This window comes from Streptomyces sp. NPDC088254 (assembly GCF_044740925.1).
Lineage (GTDB): Bacteria > Actinomycetota > Actinomycetes > Streptomycetales > Streptomycetaceae > Streptomyces.
The window spans coordinates 201,925-219,195 of sequence record NZ_JBIURQ010000001.1 but is presented as its reverse complement, the minus strand read 5'-3'; the positions used below and the strand labels follow the sequence as shown (position 1 = coordinate 219,195).

Here is a 17,271-nt window from a genome sequence, read left to right as displayed (position 1 = left end):
CCTCCCCGGGCGTGCGGGGACCTCAGTCGAGGAGCCCCGCCCGGTCGCAGGCGGTCCGCAGCTGCCGGGTGCAGATCTGGGCGACGGTGTAGGCGCCGGAGTCGACGAGGGCACGCTTGACGGTGCGCGCGGTCACCGGGGTGGCGCTGAGCAGCACGGCCGGGATGGCCTGGTCGGTGGGGCTGTCGACGGTCGTCGTGGCGACCTTGCTCGGGTCCCGGCCGCGGCCGAGGGCGACGGCCATGGCCGCGGCCGCGTCGGCCTCCTTCTTGAAGGGCTTGTAGACCGTCATGTACTGCTCGCCCTTGACGATGCGCTGCACGGCGTCCAGGTCGGCGTCCTGGCCGGTGACGGGCGGCAGTTCGGCGACGCCGGCGTTCTTGAGCGCGGAGATGACACCGGACGCCAGGGCGTCGTTGGCGGCGAGGACGCCGTCGATCCGGGCGGCGCCGAGGGCCGCGAGGGCCGCCGTCATGTCGGTGTGGGCGTTCTGCGCGGTCCAGCCCTCGGTGTCGTACGACCGGGCGATGCGCACCCGGCCGGTCAGGACGGACAGCGCGCCCTTGCGGAACCAGGCGGCGTTGGCGCTGGTGGGGTCGCCGTTCATCATGACGACGCTCGCCTTGTCGGCGGAGCCCGTGGGGCGTTTCGCGTCGACCGCGCCGAGCAGCGCCTCGCCCTGGAGCCGGCCGATGCGCGCCCCGTCGAAGCTGACGAAGCCGGAGATCGGGCCCTCGGCGAGCCGGTCGTAGGCGAGGACCGGGACGCCCGCACTGCGGGCCTCCTGGATCGAGGAGCGCAGCGCCCTGGTGTCGGCGGCGTCGAGGATGAGGACCCTGACCCCCTTGGTGATCATGGAGAGCATCTGCTGCCGCTGCCGTGTGACGTCGCCCTCGGCGTTGGCGTGCTCCATGGTGCAGCTGGGGCACAGCTCCTTCACCCGCTTCTCGATCAGCGGTTTGTCCTGGTTCTCCCAGCGGGGCGTCACCCGGTTGGGGAGGAGCAGGCCCACGGCGAAGCCGTCCGCGCGTGACTCCTCCTCTCCCCCGCACGAGGTCAGGGACACGATCATCAGCGCGGCGGCGAGGGTCGCGGCGAGGTGCCGGGCGCGGGCTCTCACGGCGGACCTCCCGGGTGCGGGCGGGATCCGTCGCCGGCCCCAGCGGGCTCGCCGTCGGGCGACGGCGGCACGGAGATCTCGCAGTAGACCTGTTTGCCGCCGGCCACCGGCACCGACCCGAAGGACTCCGACATCGCCTCGACCAGCAGCAGACCCCGGCCGCCGGTGGACTCCCAGTCCACGATCACCGGTTTGGCGGGGGCACGCGGCGAGGAGTCGCTCACCGAGACGCGCAGCCGGTCCCCGCGCAGCATCAGGTCCAGCCGGACCGAACCCTGGGTGTGCACCAGGGCGTTGGTGACGAGTTCGGAGACGACGAGGAGGACGGCGTCGGCCGCCTCCCCGACCTTCCAGCGGCGCAGGGTGCGGGCGGTGAAGCGGCGGGCGTGCATGACGGCGTCGGGGAGACGCCAGACCATCCAGCCGGACCGGATCGGCCGGGTCTTCATGCCGTCGTAGCGCAGCAGGAGCAGCGCCACGTCGTCCTCGCGCCGGCCGATGTCGCCGAGCAGGTCGTCGGCCGTGCGCCCGAGGTCGGCGGGATCGGCGGCGGCGAGCGCGACGCGGGTGCGCCGCATGCCCTCGTCCAGGGGGAGGTCGGCGGCCTCGACGAGGCCGTCGGTGATCAGGGTGAGGACGGTGCCGGGGGCCAGTTCGACGGCGGTCATGGGGAAGTCCGCCTCGGCGACCACGCCCAGCGGGGGGCCTCCCTCGACCTCCACCTCCTCGGCCGTGCCGTCGGGGCGGCGCACCAGCGGGGAGAGGTGCCCGGCCCGCACGACCAGGGTGGTGCCCTCCTCCATGTCGAGTTCGACGTAGCAGCAGGTCGCGAAGAGGTCGGTCTCCATGCCGACGAGGAGGCGGTTGGCGTGGGAGACGACCACGTCGGGCGGGTGGCCCTCCATGGCGTACGCGCGGACGGCGGTGCGCATCTGGCCCATGATGGTGGCGGCGCCGGCGCTGTGGCCCTGTACGTCGCCGATGACCAGCGCGACCCGGTCCTCGGACAGGGCGATGACGTCGTACCAGTCGCCGCCGACCTGGAGGCCGCGCCGGGCGGGCAGATAGCGGGCGACGGCGGCCCCGCCGGGCAGTTCGGGCAGCCGTCGGGGCAGCAGGCTGCGCTGGAGCATCGTCGCGAGTTCCTGCTCGGCGTCGTGGGCGTGGGCGCGTTTGAGTGCCTGGCCGACGAGGGCGGCGGTGGCGGTGAGCAGGGAGCGCTCCTCGGGCACGAACTCGTGCGGCTGGTCCCAGCCGACGACGCAGACCCCGGCGACGCGGCCCTTGGCGGGCAGCGGCAGGACGGCCAGTCCACCGGCGCCGACCTCGGCGAGGCCGGGTTCCAGGGCGGTGCCGGCCGGCCACAGGTCCATGCGGCCGTCGGCGAGGGCGGAACGCAGGGTGGGCAGGGCGCGGACGGGCGCGTCGGGCCATTCGCTGCGCCACTCCGCCCGCCACGCCTCGGGCCAGGCGGCGGGCTGCGGCGGGTCGAGCAGGGCGACCATGAGGCGGTCGTCCTGGAGGGCGGCGAGCGCCACGTGGTCCGCGCCCAGCGGCTCGCGCAGGGCGGCGACGACGACCTGGCCGACGTCGCTGACGGTGACGGCCTCGTCGAGGGCGGCGGTCAGCCACTGGATGCGGGCGACGTCGTCGGTGCCGCGGGGCAGCACCGGGGTGGCGGTGACCACGCCGAGCACCCGCTCCAGCCGGTCCCCGGCGGCGGGTTCGACCCGGCAGCTCATGCTCAGCCAGCGCGTCTCCCCGGTGGGGCAGCGGACCCGGAACTCCAGTTCGCGCCGGCCGGAGGTCTGGGCGGACGGTTCGAGGACCGACATCAGCGCGTGCATGTCCTCGGGCAGGGCGTACGCGAGCAGGGTGTCGGCCTTGCCGTCGAAGTCGTCGGGGGTGATGCCGACCAGGTCGAGGAGGGTGTCGTCGGCCTCGACCAGACCGGTGTCGGGGACCAGGGCGAAGGCGCCGACGCCGAGGCTGCGCAGGGCAGGTCCGAGCAGCGCCGGCGGCGGGCCGTCGCCGGAAGGGAACAGGTCGGTGACGGCGTCGGCGTACCGCTCCAGGAAGCGGCGCTGCTCGGGCTCGAAGCCGTCCGTGACGTCGGGGGGTGTCCCCACGACGACCAGGCAGCCCCGTCGGGGGCCGTCCCCGCCGAGGGGCAGTGCGCCGAGCGAGGCCCCCGCGCGGGGCGGGACGGGGCCGCCCTCGGGGCACAGGGAGAGCGCCTCGGGGTTCAGCCACAGCGGCCGGCCGGTGCGGAAGGCCTGGGCGGCCGGCGAGCGGCCGGCCAGGGACAGCCGCTCGGGCAGGTGCGATCCGGGCAGGGAGGAGCCTGCCGTGTCGACCAGCCCGAGTTCTCCGGCGCCGGCGCCGAGCGCGTAGACCGCGGCCAGCGTGGCACCGGCGAACTTCAGGGCCCACTCCCCGGGGCAGGTCCGCGCCGAGGGCCGGACGCCGGTGTCCGCCGGGCCGGCCTCGGACGCCCACAGCTGTGAGACCCCGGCGTGGGCGCCGCCGTCGTGAGGCATGTCCGCTACGACCTCCCGTCCATGCCGCAGGTGCCGGGTTGAGAACGGGGCACCCGGACACCAGAATCGCATATACGGACCAACTGAACATTTCCACCCTATGGCCGTCGACGGCAGACGCCCGGCGGCCGCCCGGCACTCCTGTGAAACCGTCCCGTGAGCGCGATCCCGCCCCATGCGCCCCTCCGGCCACGCCACGCGAGGAAGGACGAGGGCGGACGAGGGAGGCATCACATGAAGGCCCGCATCCACCCCACCCCCCGCCTCAGGGGGGCGGCCGCCGCCGTGACCGCGGTGTCGGCGGCCGTCGCCCTCGCGGCCTGCGGACCGAAGGCCGCGGACGGATCCGGTGGGGGCGACGCGCCGAGGATCGCGGTGCTGCTGCCGGACAACACCACGGCCCGCTGGGAGACCCAGGACCGGCCGCTGCTGGAGAAGCGGATCAAGGAGCTGTGCGCCGACTGCGTGATCGAGCACGTCAACGCCAGGGGCGAGGTCGCCGTCCAGCAGGCTCAGATGGACTCGATGATCACCAAGGGCGTGGACGCCATCGTGCTCGTCGCCGTGGATGCCCGCTCGCTCGGCGCGACCGTCGCGCAGGCCCAGCGTGCGGGTATCCCCGTCATCGCCTACGACCGTCTCGCCCACGGCCCGATCTCCGGTTACGTCTCCTTCGACGGCGTGGAGGTCGGCAGGCTCCAGGGCCGGGCGCTGCTGCGGGCCATGGGCGACAAGGTGCCCGGCGGCCAGATCGTCATGATGAACGGCGACCCCAGCGACCCCAACGCGGTGTCCTTCAAGGAGGGCGCCCTGTCCGTGCTGCGCGGCAAGGTGCGCATCGGCAAGTCCTACGACACCGCGCAGTGGCGGCCCGAAGCCGCGAACACGAACATGGCCGCCGCGCTGTCGAGCCTCGGCGCGGACGCCGTCGACGGGGTGTACGCGGCCAACGACGGTCTCGCCGCCGGGAGCGTCTCCGCCCTGAAGGCGAACAAGGTGGCCCCGCTGCCCCCGGTCACCGGGCAGGACGCCGAACTCGGGGCGGTGCGGCGGATCGTGGGCGGCGACCAGTACATGACGGTCCTGAAGCAGTTCGAGCCGGAGGCCTCCGCCGGCGGGACCATGGCGGTGGCCGCGGCACGCGGCGAGCGCCTCACCGAGACGGCAACGGGCGAGGTCCGCGCGAGCGACGGGCACAGCGTCCCCGCCGTGCTGCTCACCCCCGTGCCGGTCACCGTCGACAACATCAAGGAGACCGTGGTGAAGGGCGGAGTCCACACGATCGGGCAGATCTGCGTCCCGGACCTGCGGGCCGCCTGCGAACGGGCAGGACTGACCTGACGCGAGGGCGGGACGCGCCCCGCGCGAGGACGGCGGCGGGAGCGGCCTCACTCGTGCGCCGCCCCGGAAAGGAGATGGTGTCCGTGCCGGACCCCCCACTGCTGGCTCTGCGCGGCGTGTGCAAGCGCTTCGGCGTCGTCGAGGTCCTCACCGACATCGAGCTGGAGATCCACGCCGGTCAGGTCGTGGCACTGCTGGGGGACAACGGGGCCGGCAAGTCCACCCTGGTCAAGGTGATCTCCGGGGTCCTCCCCGCGGAGAAGGGCGTCATCGAGTGGGAGGGCCGGGCGGTCCACATCCGCCGCCCGCACGACGCCCGCGACCTCGGTATCGCCACCGTCTACCAGGACCTCGCGCTGTGCGGGAACCTCGACGTCGTCGCGAACCTGTTCCTCGGCCGCGAAATCCGCCGGTACGGGTTCCTCGACGAGGTGGAGATGGAGCGCCGCACCCGGCAGCTCCTGGAACGGCTCACCAGGCGGCTGCCCGACCTGCGCGGCCCCGTCGTCTCGCTCTCCAGCGGCCAGCGGCAGACCGTCGCCATCGCCCGCTCGCTGCTGGCCGAACCGCGCGTGCTGCTGCTGGACGAGCCGACCGCGGCGCTGGGCTTCGAACAGACCACCGAGGTTCTCGACCTCGTCGACCGGCTCCGCGACCGCGGCCTGGGCGTCCTGCTCATCAGTCACAACATGGGCGACGTGAAGGCGCTCGCCGACCGCGCGGCGGTGCTCAGGCTCGGCCGCAACAACGGCTTCTTCGACGTGAACACCGTCTCGCAGGAGCAGATCATCTCCTCCGTCACCGGTGCCACACAGAACATGCCCCGCAGGACGGCCTCCCGGGAGGCGCGGTGGTGAAGAACATGCGCGACCGGCGTGAGGCCCGAGAGACCCCGGACAGTACCCGGGCCGAACCGGTCGCGGGCGACGCCGCACCCCGCGCGCCGCGCGCCGGGCACGCCCTGGTGAGGGCCGCCGAGGGCGCGGCCGGGGCCGTACGGCGCAAGCTGAGCGCCGGCGAAGTGGGCTCGCTCCCGGTGGTGCTGGTCCTGGCCGTCGTCTGGATCGTCTTCCAGTCCATGAACGACAACTTCCTCTCCCCGCGGAACCTGTCCAACCTCAGCGTCGACATCGTCGGCACCGGGCTGATCGCGGTCGGCATCGTCTTCGTGCTGCTGCTCGGCGAACTCGACCTGTCCGTCGGCTCGATCAGCGGCCTCGCTGCGGTCGTCTTCGCCGTGCTCAACGTGCAGCACGGGGTGCCGGAGTGGCTCGCCCTGGTCATGGGGGTGCTCGCGGGCACCCTGGCGGGCACGGTCCAGGGCTACTCCATCGCCCGGACCAGGGTGCCGGCGTTCGTGGTCACACTGGCCGGACTGCTCACCTGGAACGGGCTGATGCTGTCCGTCCTCGGCGACAGCGGGACCGTCAACCTCGACGAGAACGGGCTCGTCGCCCGGCTGACCAGCTACTACTTCACCCATGACGCCGTCGCCTACGGGGTGGCCGCCCTCGCCGCGGGCGCCGTCTTCCTGGTGGCCGACCGGGACCGGCGCCGCCGCAGGGCCGTCGGCATGCCCCACCGCTCGCTGCGGGACATCGCGGTCCGCTCGGGAGGGCTCGCGGTGCTCGCCTTCGCGATCGCCTATCTCCTCAACCGCTTCCAGGGCCTGCCGCTCGCCCTGCTGATCTTCCTGGTGATCGTGGCCGGCCTGGACGTGCTGCTGCGCCGCACCCACTACGGGCGCCAGGTGTACGCGCTCGGCGGCAGCCTCGAGGCGGCCCGCCGCGCCAGCCTGAGCGTCACCCGGGTGCAGACGGCGGTCCTCGCGATCTCGGGCACCATGGCCGCCGTCGGCGGTCTCTTCCTGGCCTCGCGGATCACGTCGGTGAGCCAGAGCTCGGGGCAGGGCGTCCTGCTGATCAACGCCATCGCCGCGGCCGTCATCGGCGGCACGAGCCTGTACGGGGGACGCGGGACGACCTGGTCGGCGGTGCTGGGCATACTGGTCATCCAGTCGATCGCCTCCGGCATGGCCATCACGGACACCCCGACCGCCGTCCAGTTCGTGATCACCGGCGGGGTGCTGTTCGCGGCGGTCGTCATCGACTCGCTGTCACGACGCTCGCAGGAGGCGCACGGGAGGGCCTGACCGGGGGCGCGCGACAGGCGCGACGGGCCTGACCGGGGGCGGTGCGACGGCCTGACCTGCGGGAGCGGAGCCGGCGCTTCCTCACCCTGGGTGAGAGCCCCCCGCAGCCCGTGTGCCATACTCGGCGCCGCTTGTCGCAAGATCCGACCGGGGGGCTTTCCGTAATGCATGCCGTATCTCTGGATGCCCCCTACCTGGACACGGACGCGGATCAGCTCTGCTTCTCCCTGGACCTGCCCGAACGGCCCGCGCTCGCCGAACGCGAGGTGCGGGTGGGCGGACTCGACGTCCGGCTGCGCCTGCTCGGTGCCTCCCACCAGGTCTTCGCCGGCCCCGTACGCGAGACGGTGGCCTGCCTCCAGGGGGCCGACCGGGGCCTGCCGGACAGCCACACCCGCGAACTGCCCGGTTGGAGCTACGAGTTCGGGGCGCACACCCGGCGGCTCGGCCCCGAGGAGTTCAGCGCCCGGGTGGCCCGCGTCCTGGACCTGGTCGCCGCCGACCCCAACAGCCTGTGCGGGGTCTTCCCCGGCTCACCGGAAGCGGTGACGGCGGTGGTCGTGGAGGCGATCGGCACGGACCCGGACAGCGCGGAGACGGACGCGCGGGCGGCCGCCGGGCTGCTCTGGCGCACCTGGCACACGTACCCACAGCACGGCCAGATCGTATCGACGTACACCCGGCTGGAGGCCCGATGAGAAGCGCCCGACTCGTCCGCGCGGGGATGGCTGCCACGCTGTCCGCGGTCCTGCTGACCGCCTGCTCCTCCTCCGACGGACAGAACGGCGTCCCGCTCGGCTGGATCAAGAAGACGTACACCTCCAGCGGAACGGCCTGGATCGCCCCGCACAGCGCGCCCGCCAAGGTCGCCGACGCCATCCACCACAACCGCGCGGCGCTCGACCGCGCCTCGGGCGACCGCATGGAGTTCCTGCGCTACGGCGACGACATGGTCACCGTCTCCCCGTACCGCAGCGGCAGCCGCATCGAGATCGAGGACTACCGCAACGGCTACCGGCGGCACAGTCGGCACCTCGGCCTCTGGCCCGACCCGAACAGTTCCAGCTTCCGGGGCGGCGGCCCCGGCGAAGGCAAGTGACACCCGCCCGGCTCCCCTCCCGCCCCACCGACGCGCTTCGAAGAAAGGCAACGCAGTGACCGAGATCCTCGAGTCGACCGGCCAGGCCCTGCTCTACGGAGTCGTTGGCCTCGCGGTGATGGCCGTCGGCTTCATCGCCCTCGACCTCGTCACGCCCGGCAAGCTCTTCCACGTCGTGTGGACGGACCGCAACCGGGGCGCGGCCGTCCTGCTGGGCAGCCAGTCCCTCGCCGTCGGCCTCGTCATCATGGAGGCCATCCAGGCCAGCGAGTCCGAGCAGGGAGTCGGCAGGGGTCTGCTGAGCACGCTCCTGTACGGGCTGGCCGGAGTGCTGGTGATGACGGTCGTCGGCATCGTGATCGGCCTGCTCACCCCCGGCCAGATGGGCGCCGTCGTCCTCGACGACCGTGAGGACCGCCCGCACCCCGCCGCCTGGGTCCAGGCCGGCATGTACCTCGGCACCGCCTTCATGGTCGGCGCGGCACTCTCCTAGGCAAGGCCCCATGACCGGCACCGCATCCACGTCCGCCACCGCCGCGGTCCCCGCAGACGCCGCCGACGCCCCGCACGGTCCCGGCCCCGCCGGTCCCCCGGCCCCTCGCCACACCCGCGGGGCGCGTTTCCTGCTGCTGTTCGCCGTCTTCCTCTGCGCGGCCTGCGGCCTGGTGTACGAGCTGGCGCTGACCGCGCTGGGCAGCTACCTCATCGGCAACTCCGTGCTGCAGACCTCCGTGGTCATCTCCGTGATGGTCTTCGCGATGGGCGTCGGCTCGCTCGCCGCCAAACCGCTGCGCCGCCGCCCGGTGGGGGCGTTCGCACTGGTGGAGGGGATGCTGGCGCTGGTCGGCGGACTGTCGGTGCTGGTGCTGTACGCGGCGTTCGCCTGGCTGCGGCTCTACACCCCGGCGATGGTCGTCGTCGCCCTGGTGGTCGGCCTGCTCATCGGGGCCGAGATCCCGCTGTTGATGACGCTGCTGCAGCGGATCCGCCGGCAGGAGGCGGGCAGCGCCGTCGCCGACATGTTCGCCGTGGACTACATCGGCGCCCTGGTCGGCGGACTGTGCTTCCCGCTGCTGCTCCTGCCGACGTTCGGGCAGCTCAAGGGCGCGCTGGTGGTGGGCGCGGTCAACGCGGTGGCCGGCGTCATCGTGGTGGTGTTCATCTTCCGCCGGCAGACCCGGCGGCGCGTGCGGATCGGTCTGCTCGCCTTCGTGACGGCGGTCCTGGGGGTGCTCGGCACGGCGTACGTGTTCGCGGACGACCTGGAGGTCACGGCGCGCCAGCAGATGTACCAGGACCCGATCGTGCACGCCGAGACCACCCCGTACCAGGAGATCGTCGTCACCCGCTCCACCTCCTTCACGGGCGGGGCGGACATGCGGCTGTTCCTCAACGGCGACCTCCAGTTCAGCTCCGTCGACGAGTACCGGTACCACGAGTCGCTCGTCCACCCCGCGCTGTCCGGCCCCCGTGGCGACGTCCTGGTCCTGGGCGGCGGCGACGGGCTCGCCCTGCGCGAGGTGCTGCGCTACGACGACGTACGGCACGTCACCCTCGTCGAGCTGGACCCGGCGATGACCCGGCTGGCGCGTGACTTCCGGCCGCTGCGGGAACTGAACGGCGCTTCGCTGACCGACCCGAGGGTGAAGGTCGTCAACGCCGACGCCTTCAACTGGCTGCGGGACGCGCGCGGGACGTACGACGCGGTCGTCATCGACTTTCCGGACCCCGACACGGCCGCCCTGGCCAAGCTGTACTCGGTGGAGTTCTACCATCTGCTCGGCCAGGTCCTGACTCCGCGCAGCAGGGTGATGGTGCAGAGCGGTTCGCCGTTCTTCGCGCCCAAGACGTACTGGTCGATCGACAGGACCATCGAGGCGGCGGGCTACGCGACCACCCCGTTCCAGATCGACGTGCCGAGCTTCGGCAACTGGGGCTTCGTCCTGGCCGCCCCCCGCACCGCCGCTCCCCCGCCGCTGCGGCTCGCGCCGGACACTCCCCCGCTGCGCTACCTGGACGACGCGGTCCTGAAAGCGGCCACCGTGTTCCCGCTGGACCGCCGCCGCCAGGACGTACGGCCGAGCACGCTGATGGATCCGGCGGTGCTGGAGTACGTGCAGAACGAGTGGGAGAACTACTGAGCCGTCGGCCGGGGAGGCCGGTTCAGGGGCCGGGCGTCCCGTCGTCGAGGTGCGTCGCCGGGGTGCCGCGCGCGGGCACGGCGGTGGGCGGCACGGGCGTGGCGGAGGCGGGCCGGCGCGGTGCCGAGGAGCGTGGCCGCACCCGGGCAGCCGAGCCGGAGGGCGTCGCGCTGTCCGGCCCAGGTGAGGGTGCCCGGCGGCGGGAGCGCGAAGCCGTTGCGCAGCAGCCAGCACAGCAGCGCCGTGCCGGGGGCGGCGGTGAAGCGGGCGCAGCGTCCCAGCAGCGCCGCCAGCAGGCGCCGCGCGGCCAGCGCGGGCCCGGGGCGGTCCGGCCCGAGCAGCGCGTAGTGGGCGGCCGGCAGGACCACCGCGTCCCCGGAGGCCGTCGCCCACACCAGCGGCGTGGCGAGGGGTGGGGGCACGGGCCTGGCTCCCACCCTCATCGGCACCCATTCGACCATCTCCCGCTCCTCCTTCCGCCCCGTCAACTTTTTCGCGGTCCTGCAAGAGGGCCGCTTGCCTCCGGGCCCGGCACGACTGTTGCCCCCTGTCGAACGGATCCCGGATTCTCCCACCCGCCGCCTTCCGCCCGGCTTCCTCCAACCAGTCGAAAAACAGAGGCAGTTCGAGTCCCGCCCCGGCAGGATGCCCGGCGTGAACCATGTCGTGAACGGGCTCGCCGTCAACCCCGCCCTGCCCGGCGAGCTGACCGACCGGCTGATCGAGATCGCGGACGCCGAGCTCGCCGGCCGCCTGACCGACCGCGAGGACCTCAGCCGCGCCCAGGCGGTCGCGCTGCTCTCCCGCGTCGACGACGGCGGCGTATCGCTCGCGTACGGGGGCCGGTTGACGGCGGCCGACGTGGACCCGGTCCAACAGCCGCACGCGGCACTGGCGTTGCTGGACCAGGGCCTCGGACGCCCGGAGTGGCCACGGATGTTCGCGGCGGATCCGGAGGTGCGCATCCGGGAGAAGCTGGCCGCCTGCCCCGGGTTGCCGCCGGACGTGGCGGAGAGGCTCGCCGCGGACCCGGACGTCGGGGTCGTGGTGGAGCTGGCCCTGTGGACGCGGGAGCCGGGCGTGGCCGCCCCGCTCGCGGCGCATCCGCACACCGAGGTCCGCCGGGCCGTCGCGGCCAACGAGGCGACGCCCCCTGCGGTGCTCGCCGCGCTGCTCCACGGCGAGGGACTGGCCCCGGCGGAGCGGTGCCCGGTGTGCGACCGCCCGAACGCGCCGGGCGCACAGGCTCCCGACGGCCCGTGCCCCGCCGACCGGGACGTGCCGCCGGACGCCTCCTGCGACGGCTCCCACGCGTCCGCGTCGCACGACGTCCGATGGGCTGCGCTGGCGAACCCGGCCACGCCCGCCGAGGCCGCCGCCGGCTTCGCCGGCCATCCCGATCACCGGCTGCGCCGCGCCCTCGCGGCCCACCCCGGCCTGCCGGTCGAGGCGGCGCGGCGTCTGGCGGCGGACCCCGACCCCGGCGTCCGGGCGGACCTCGCCCGGAACCCCGCCGTCGACGAGACGTCGATGCGCCGGCTGGCCGAGGACGAGGACATGGACGTACGCCGTGCCCTCGCACTCAATCCGCGCGTGCCGCTCGACGTGCTCGTGCCGCCGGCGGGGACCGCGCGGATCGCCTCCACGCTGCTGCCGCGGATCGCGCCGGCCTCGCCCGAGGAGGTCGGGCAGCTGGCCGCGTCCCCGGACGCGGCGGTGCGGATGATGGTGGCCCAGCGGCGGGACCTGCCGGCCGCCGTCCGTGACGCGCTGGCGGCCGACCCCGACGCGAAGGTGGTCAAGTCGGTGGCCCCGCACCCGGGCCTGTCCGAGGAGCAGCTGCGCGCCATGGTCGACCGGCACGGCATCCACGTCGTCACCCCGGCCGCGCTCAACCCGGACGCGTCCGCCGCCCTGTTGGAGACGCTGGCCCGGCACGAGCCGCCGGTGCACAAGGCGCTTCGCGAGATCGCCCGGCATCCCCGGGCCGGCGCCCCGGCGCTGCTCGCCTGTCTGACGGACCGGCGGGCCCGGCCCCTGGCCGCCGCGCATCCGGCGCTGCCGCCGCGCGTTGTCACGGAGTTGCTCTCCGACCCCGACGAGTCGGTGGCTGAGGCGGCGGCCGCCAATCCGGCGCTGCCGCTCACCGTGATGCGGTCGCTGATCCCCTGATGCGGCCGGGCATGGGTGGACGGGGTCAGGAGATCAGCGAGCGGCCCGTGGGGGACAGCAGGAGCAGCTGGGGAGGCGCCGTCTGCTCGCGCTCGATGCCGGGCAGGATCTCGTTCCGGGTGCGGGGGTGGGCGTGGACCGCGGTGAGGTGGCGGCGGTGCGCGTTCGCGTCGGGGTAGGAGGCGATGACCACGACGACGTTCTCCCCGGTGCGCACCGGCAGCCTGGGGAAGGTGTTCGGCGATGTCTCGGTGGTCAGGGCGGCGACAGGCGCGGGCCCCGTCTCCCGGAGCGCGGGGAGGAGTCCGTCCCGGACCAGTTCGACGCCGGCCTGCCGTGCGGGAGGGAAGGAATAGACGGTGGCGGTCACGAGCCGGGCCGGGGCGGGAGCGCCGGGCCGGGGGCGCTCGGAGGGGAGGACCTCGATGCCGCTCCCGGTCGTCAGGGGCCGCAGCAGGAGGACGTCGTCGGAGTCGACCATGGTGGCGTTCGCCTGCGGACCGTGCTCGGCCCACACGGGTCCGCCGTAGAAGTCCGTCAGTGCGCGTCGGCGCGCCGCCATGTCCGGGAAGCCCCGCAGCCACACGAAACGGTCGGGATCGCCGACGTCCCTGAACTGTCCGAGCACGGCCATCCCGGTCTCTTCCTGGGTCTCGACGAACTCACGGTCGAACAGCTCGATGAGCTCGTCGCGTCGGCCGGGACGCAGGGTGTACTGGCGCAGCTCCAGCACGGCGGGGCGGACGACGAGGGGGGTCGGTGGCACGGGGACTCCTGTTCGGTGCTCGGGCTCCGGGCGCGGGTCGCGGGTCGTTCGACGGCGACCGGGTCGACGCTAGGACGGCCGTGTGCCAGGTGCTGTCAGGGTTTCCGAGGAGAATGCCGGCATGTCTGCCGCTCGCCTGCTGTCCCTGCTGCTCCTGCTGCAGTCCCGGAGCCGTATGTCAGCGCGGGGGATCGCCGACGAGCTGGGGGTGTCGGTGCGGACCGCCTATCGGGACCTGGCGCGTCTGCAGGACGCCGGGGTGCCGGTGTACGCGCTGCCGGGCCGCGGGGGCGGCTACCAGCTGCTCGACGGGTATCGCACCCGCCTCACCGGGATGAGCGAGGGCGAGGCGCGGGCGCTGTTCTTCGCCGGGCTGCCCGGCCCCGCCGCCGACCTGGGGCTGACGGCGGAGGTGACGGCGGCACGCCTGAAGCTGCTGGCCGCGTTGCCGGCGGAACTGCGCGAGGAGGCGACGCGGACCGCGGCGGTGTTCCACCTGGACGCTCCCGGCTGGTACCGGGAGCCCGAGGAGACGCCGCATCTCCCCCTGCTGGTGGACGCGGTGCTCACCCGGCGCGCGGTGGACGTGCGCTACCGCCGCTGGCGCGCCCCTCAGGAGGTGACCCGCCGTCTCCGGCCCTACGGCCTGGTCCTGAAGTCGGGCGTCTGGTACCTCGTCGCCGCCGGCGGGAGCGGGACCGCGACCTACCGGGTCGCCCAGGTCCTCGACGCGGTGCCGAGCGAGGAGAGGTTCGACCGGCCGGAGGGCTTCGACCTCGGCGCGTACTGGGCCTCCTACCTGGACGAGTTCCGCACCCGCCGCTACAACGGCACAGCTACCGTCCGCCTGTCCCGGCAGGGGCGCCGACGCCTGCCCGACAACGTCCCCGCGGAGGTGATGGCGGCGGTCGAGGCCACCGCGACCCCCGAGGGCGACGACGGCTGGATCGAGGCGGTCATCCCGACCGAGAGCACCGAGCACGCGTGCGGCGAGCTGCTGCGGCTCGGCGTCGACGTCGAGGTCCTCGCGCCTCCCGAACTGCGCGAGGCCATGGCGGCCACGGTCCAGGTGCTCTCCCGGGCCTATGGACTGCGGTGACGGAACCGGCCGAGCGGCGCTCACTTCGTGCGCGGCTCTGGCCGGGCCGCGCGACGCGTGACATGCTGGCGCGGTCGCTTCCACGGCGTCGCCGGGGCGCCCGAGGCCGTCGGCCGAACCAGCGGGAGCAAGAGGCGGTGCAGGCGGCAGCCGCACGCGTGGCGCACGATCGGCGTCCTGAGCAGTCCCCGCTGGAACCCGGCACCTTGTCCTCCGGATCCCCGCGCCTTCGCTCCGGGACGTCCCCAAATTGGCATGAGCACGTAATTATAATCTTTTGGTTTTATAATAAGTACCCCATGTGTCGGTTATCGTCCGCTGTAGGGCAGGATGGGCGCGATGACGCGATCCGGAACCACCGGGAACGGGCCTGCGGCGCCTCCGGCGCAGGCAGACAGCGGCACGACCACCGCGAGAGCGGTCGTGGACGCGTTCGGTGTGGTGACCGGATGGAGCGAGGGCGCGCAGCGACTGGTGGGGTACCGGGCCTCGGAGGTCACGGGGCGGCCGGCGACCGTGCTGCTCGCCGACGGCCTCACCGGTCCGGCGCTGAGATCCGTCGTGGGCACGAGCCGCTGGAACGGCACGGTGAACCTGCGGCACCGCGACGGCCACCTCCTGGCGGTCAGTCTGCTCGCCCACCGCCGCGAAAGCGGCCCCGCCGCGAGCCATGAGTGGCTCATCGTCGCGCCGATGCCCCCCTCCAGTCCCGAGTTCGACGAGGAGCACCTGCTCGGGTGGTCCATGGTCCACTCCCCGTGCACCATGGCGCTCTACGACACCGGGCTGCACCTGCTGCGGGCCAACGCCGGCATGGAACGCGTACTGGGCCTGACGGAGGCCGAGATCCGGGGGCTGCGCGTCTCGGAGATCGTCCTGGACCCGGAGAGCGAGCGCACCGAGCGCCTGATGCGCCGGGTCGTCGAGACCGGCGAGCAGCAGCACCTGCGGGCCGCCCTGCGACTGGCCGGCGACCGGCACGAGAGCGCGTGGTCGGTGTCGCTCGCTCCGGTGCGGGACGGGGACGGCACGGTGCGGGGCGTCCTGCTGTCCGCGCACGACACCACCGAGGAGCACCTGGCGAGACAGCGGCTCGCCCTGGTCGCCGAGGCCGGGGTGCGCATCGGCACCACCCTGGACCTGACCCGCACCGCCCAGGAGCTCGCCGACGTCGCCGTGGGGCAGCTGGCGGACTTCGTCACCGTGGACCTGCTGCCCGACATCGACGACGACCAGGAGCTGCGCGCGGAGGCGCTGCCCAGTCCGGTGCTGCTGCGCCGCGTGGCCAACCAGTCGGTGCTGCCCGGCTGCCCCGAGGCGGTGGTGCCGCTGGGCACGGTGGCCGTCTACCCGTCCACCTCGCCGGCTGCCGAGTGCCTGGCCTCGGGAGAGGCCGCCATGCACCAGGTGACCGTGGCGGGCATGGCGAAGTGGGCGTCCGAGGCGCCGGAACGGGCGGAGAAGATGCGCCGGTTCGGCTTCCACTCGGTGCTGGCGGTGCCCATGCGCGCACGGGGCATCACGCTCGGCGTGGCGACGTTCTCCCGGCACCGGCACCCGGACCCCTTCGAACAGGACGACCTGCTGCTCTGCCACGAGATCACCGCCCGGGCCGCGCTCAGCATCGACAACGCCCGCCGCTACTCACGGGAGCGGGCCACGGCCCTGACCCTGCAGAGCAGCCTGCTGCCCCAGCGGCTCCCGCGGCAGCTCGCCGTCGAGGTCGCCACCCGCTATCTGCCGGCCACCGCGCAGACCGGCGTGGGCGGCGACTGGTTCGACGTCATCCCGCTGTCCGGGGCGCGGGTGGGGCTCGTCGTCGGCGACGTCGTGGGGCACGGCATCCAGGCCTCCGCCGCGATGGGCCGGCTGCGCACCGCCGTACGGACCCTGGCCGACGTCGACCTGCCGCCCGACGAGCTCCTGACCCACCTCGACGATCTCGTCAACCGGCTGTCCGCCGAGAGCGACGACCCGACCGGCAGCGCCGCCGACATCGGAGCCACCTGCCTGTACGCCGTGTACGACCCGGTCAGCCGGCACTGCTGCATGGCGCGGGCCGGACACCCGACGCCGGCGCTGCTCACCCCCGGCAGACCTCCGGAGCTGCTCGACCTGCCGGCCGGGCCGCCGCTCGGGCTCGGCGGTCTGCCGTTCGAGGCCACCGAGTTCGAACTGCCCGAGGACAGTCTGCTCGCGCTCTACACCGACGGTCTGGTGGAGGCCCGGGGCCGGGACATCGACGAGGGCGTCGACATCATGCTGAAGGTGCTGGGCCGGGCGACCTCCTCCCTGGAGAACACCTGCGACACGCTGCTGCGGGCCCTGCTCCCGGAGAAGCCCGACGACGACGTGGCGCTGCTGCTGGCGCGTACGCACGCCCTGGACTCCCGTCATGTGGCCGCCTGGGACGTGACGCCGGAGCCGGAGGCGGTGGCCGAGACCCGCAGCCGCGCCACCCGGCAGCTGCTCGAATGGGGCCTGGAGGATGCATCGTTCGTCACCGAGCTGGTGGTGAGCGAACTGGTCACCAACGCCATCCGGTACGGCGAGCCGCCCATCGAGCTGCGTCTGATCCTGGACCGCAGCCTGATCTGCGAGGTGTCCGACGCGAGCAACACCTCACCGCATCTGCGCCGGGCCCGTGACTACGACGAGGGCGGCCGGGGCCTGCTCCTGGTCGCCCAGCTGTGCAGCAGCTGGGGCGCCCGGCACACCTACCGGGGCAAGACGATCTGGGCGGAGCAGTCGCTGTCGACGGGCTGACTCCCACTCGGTGCGCCCTTCGGGCACGGTGGGCACTGCGGACTGACGGGTGCTCAGAGGGAACACAGGGTGTGC

14 protein-coding genes are annotated in these 17,271 nt (G+C 73.6%); 10 read left to right on the top strand and 4 right to left on the bottom strand.

The window, feature by feature from the left end; translation table 11 throughout:
• Positions 1 to 22 precede the first annotated feature (22 nt).
• Entirely contained in the window at positions 23 to 1,120 is a 1,098-nt protein-coding gene (locus ACIOC0_RS01050; RefSeq protein WP_402150720.1) for a substrate-binding domain-containing protein, read from the bottom strand.
• Entirely contained in the window at positions 1,117 to 3,660 is a 2,544-nt protein-coding gene (locus tag ACIOC0_RS01045; protein WP_402150717.1) for a SpoIIE family protein phosphatase, read from the bottom strand. Before ACIOC0_RS01045 ends, ACIOC0_RS01050 begins: the two co-directional genes overlap by 4 nt.
• Before the next feature lie 234 nt (positions 3,661 to 3,894).
• On the opposite strand from ACIOC0_RS01045, the gene ACIOC0_RS01040 reads away from it, so the two are divergent.
• From ACIOC0_RS01040 to ACIOC0_RS01010, 7 genes are all read left to right on the top strand, one after another.
• The gene (locus tag ACIOC0_RS01040; protein WP_402150714.1) at positions 3,895 to 5,001 is read left to right on the top strand and encodes a sugar ABC transporter substrate-binding protein; all 1,107 of its coding nucleotides are present in this window, start codon (positions 3,895 to 3,897) and stop codon (positions 4,999 to 5,001) included.
• A 74-nt stretch (positions 5,002 to 5,075) separates the two neighbouring features.
• On the top strand, positions 5,076 to 5,858 hold the full coding sequence (locus tag ACIOC0_RS01035; RefSeq protein ID WP_389031133.1) for an ATP-binding cassette domain-containing protein: 783 nt from the start codon (positions 5,076 to 5,078) through the stop codon (positions 5,856 to 5,858).
• 5 nt (positions 5,859 to 5,863) lie between these two features.
• Positions 5,864 to 7,153: a sugar ABC transporter permease gene (locus tag ACIOC0_RS01030; RefSeq protein ID WP_402153116.1), complete on the top strand. Its 1,290-nt coding sequence runs from the start codon at positions 5,864 to 5,866 to the stop codon at positions 7,151 to 7,153.
• Between the two features lie 164 nt (positions 7,154 to 7,317).
• Positions 7,318 to 7,851 (top strand): DUF2617 family protein, encoded by a 534-nt coding sequence (locus ACIOC0_RS01025; protein WP_402150712.1) that lies wholly within the window; start codon positions 7,318 to 7,320, stop codon positions 7,849 to 7,851.
• A complete protein-coding gene (locus ACIOC0_RS01020) occupies positions 7,848 to 8,252 on the top strand; it encodes a DUF4247 domain-containing protein (RefSeq protein WP_402150709.1) in 405 nt (134 codons plus the stop codon). The genes ACIOC0_RS01025 and ACIOC0_RS01020 overlap by 4 nt, the downstream gene beginning before the upstream one ends.
• Positions 8,253 to 8,307: 55 nt before the next feature.
• The gene (locus ACIOC0_RS01015) at positions 8,308 to 8,745 is read left to right on the top strand and encodes a DUF350 domain-containing protein (RefSeq protein WP_130439986.1); all 438 of its coding nucleotides are present in this window, start codon (positions 8,308 to 8,310) and stop codon (positions 8,743 to 8,745) included.
• A 10-nt stretch (positions 8,746 to 8,755) separates the two neighbouring features.
• Positions 8,756 to 10,393, top strand: a complete 1,638-nt coding sequence (locus tag ACIOC0_RS01010) for a polyamine aminopropyltransferase (RefSeq protein WP_402150707.1) — start codon at positions 8,756 to 8,758, stop codon at positions 10,391 to 10,393.
• Here ACIOC0_RS01010 and ACIOC0_RS01005 read toward each other — a convergent pair.
• Positions 10,387 to 10,854 carry a hypothetical protein gene (locus ACIOC0_RS01005; RefSeq protein WP_402150704.1) on the bottom strand — a complete coding sequence of 156 codons (468 nt, stop codon included), beginning with the start codon at positions 10,852 to 10,854 and terminating at the stop codon, positions 10,387 to 10,389. The genes ACIOC0_RS01010 and ACIOC0_RS01005 overlap by 7 nt on opposite strands.
• A gap of 193 nt (positions 10,855 to 11,047) precedes the next feature.
• Between ACIOC0_RS01005 and ACIOC0_RS01000 the strand changes: the two genes are divergently transcribed.
• Complete coding sequence (locus tag ACIOC0_RS01000; protein WP_402150701.1) at positions 11,048 to 12,565, top strand: hypothetical protein; 1,518 nt, start codon at positions 11,048 to 11,050, stop codon at positions 12,563 to 12,565.
• A 25-nt stretch (positions 12,566 to 12,590) separates the two neighbouring features.
• On the opposite strand, the gene ACIOC0_RS00995 is transcribed toward ACIOC0_RS01000, so the two are convergent.
• The gene (locus ACIOC0_RS00995) at positions 12,591 to 13,331 is read right to left on the bottom strand and encodes an NIPSNAP family protein (RefSeq protein ID WP_402150699.1); all 741 of its coding nucleotides are present in this window, start codon (positions 13,329 to 13,331) and stop codon (positions 12,591 to 12,593) included.
• A 121-nt stretch (positions 13,332 to 13,452) separates the two neighbouring features.
• Here ACIOC0_RS00995 and ACIOC0_RS00990 point away from each other — a divergent pair, with 121 nt between their 5' ends.
• Both ACIOC0_RS00990 and ACIOC0_RS00985 read left to right on the top strand, forming a co-directional pair.
• Entirely contained in the window at positions 13,453 to 14,430 is a 978-nt protein-coding gene (locus ACIOC0_RS00990; protein WP_402150696.1) for a helix-turn-helix transcriptional regulator, read from the top strand.
• Between the two features lie 339 nt (positions 14,431 to 14,769).
• Positions 14,770 to 17,196: a SpoIIE family protein phosphatase gene (locus ACIOC0_RS00985; protein ID WP_402150693.1), complete on the top strand. Its 2,427-nt coding sequence runs from the start codon at positions 14,770 to 14,772 to the stop codon at positions 17,194 to 17,196.
• The last annotated feature ends 75 nt before the right edge of the window (positions 17,197 to 17,271 follow it).

Coding starts and splice junctions, on each gene's coding strand:
- ACIOC0_RS01010 (WP_402150707.1), top strand. CDS start 8,756: ATGACCGGCACCGCATCCACGTCCGCCACCGCCGCGGTCCCCGCAGAC.
- ACIOC0_RS01020 (WP_402150709.1), top strand. CDS start 7,848: ATGAGAAGCGCCCGACTCGTCCGCGCGGGGATGGCTGCCACGCTGTCC.
- ACIOC0_RS01005 (WP_402150704.1), bottom strand. CDS start 10,854: ATGGTCGAATGGGTGCCGATGAGGGTGGGAGCCAGGCCCGTGCCCCCA.
- ACIOC0_RS01045 (WP_402150717.1), bottom strand. CDS start 3,660: ATGCCTCACGACGGCGGCGCCCACGCCGGGGTCTCACAGCTGTGGGCG.
- ACIOC0_RS01025 (WP_402150712.1), top strand. CDS start 7,318: ATGCATGCCGTATCTCTGGATGCCCCCTACCTGGACACGGACGCGGAT.
- ACIOC0_RS01030 (WP_402153116.1), top strand. CDS start 5,864: ATGCGCGACCGGCGTGAGGCCCGAGAGACCCCGGACAGTACCCGGGCC.
- ACIOC0_RS00985 (WP_402150693.1), top strand. CDS start 14,770: ATGACGCGATCCGGAACCACCGGGAACGGGCCTGCGGCGCCTCCGGCG.
- ACIOC0_RS00990 (WP_402150696.1), top strand. CDS start 13,453: ATGTCTGCCGCTCGCCTGCTGTCCCTGCTGCTCCTGCTGCAGTCCCGG.
- ACIOC0_RS01040 (WP_402150714.1), top strand. CDS start 3,895: ATGAAGGCCCGCATCCACCCCACCCCCCGCCTCAGGGGGGCGGCCGCC.
- ACIOC0_RS01035 (WP_389031133.1), top strand. CDS start 5,076: ATGGTGTCCGTGCCGGACCCCCCACTGCTGGCTCTGCGCGGCGTGTGC.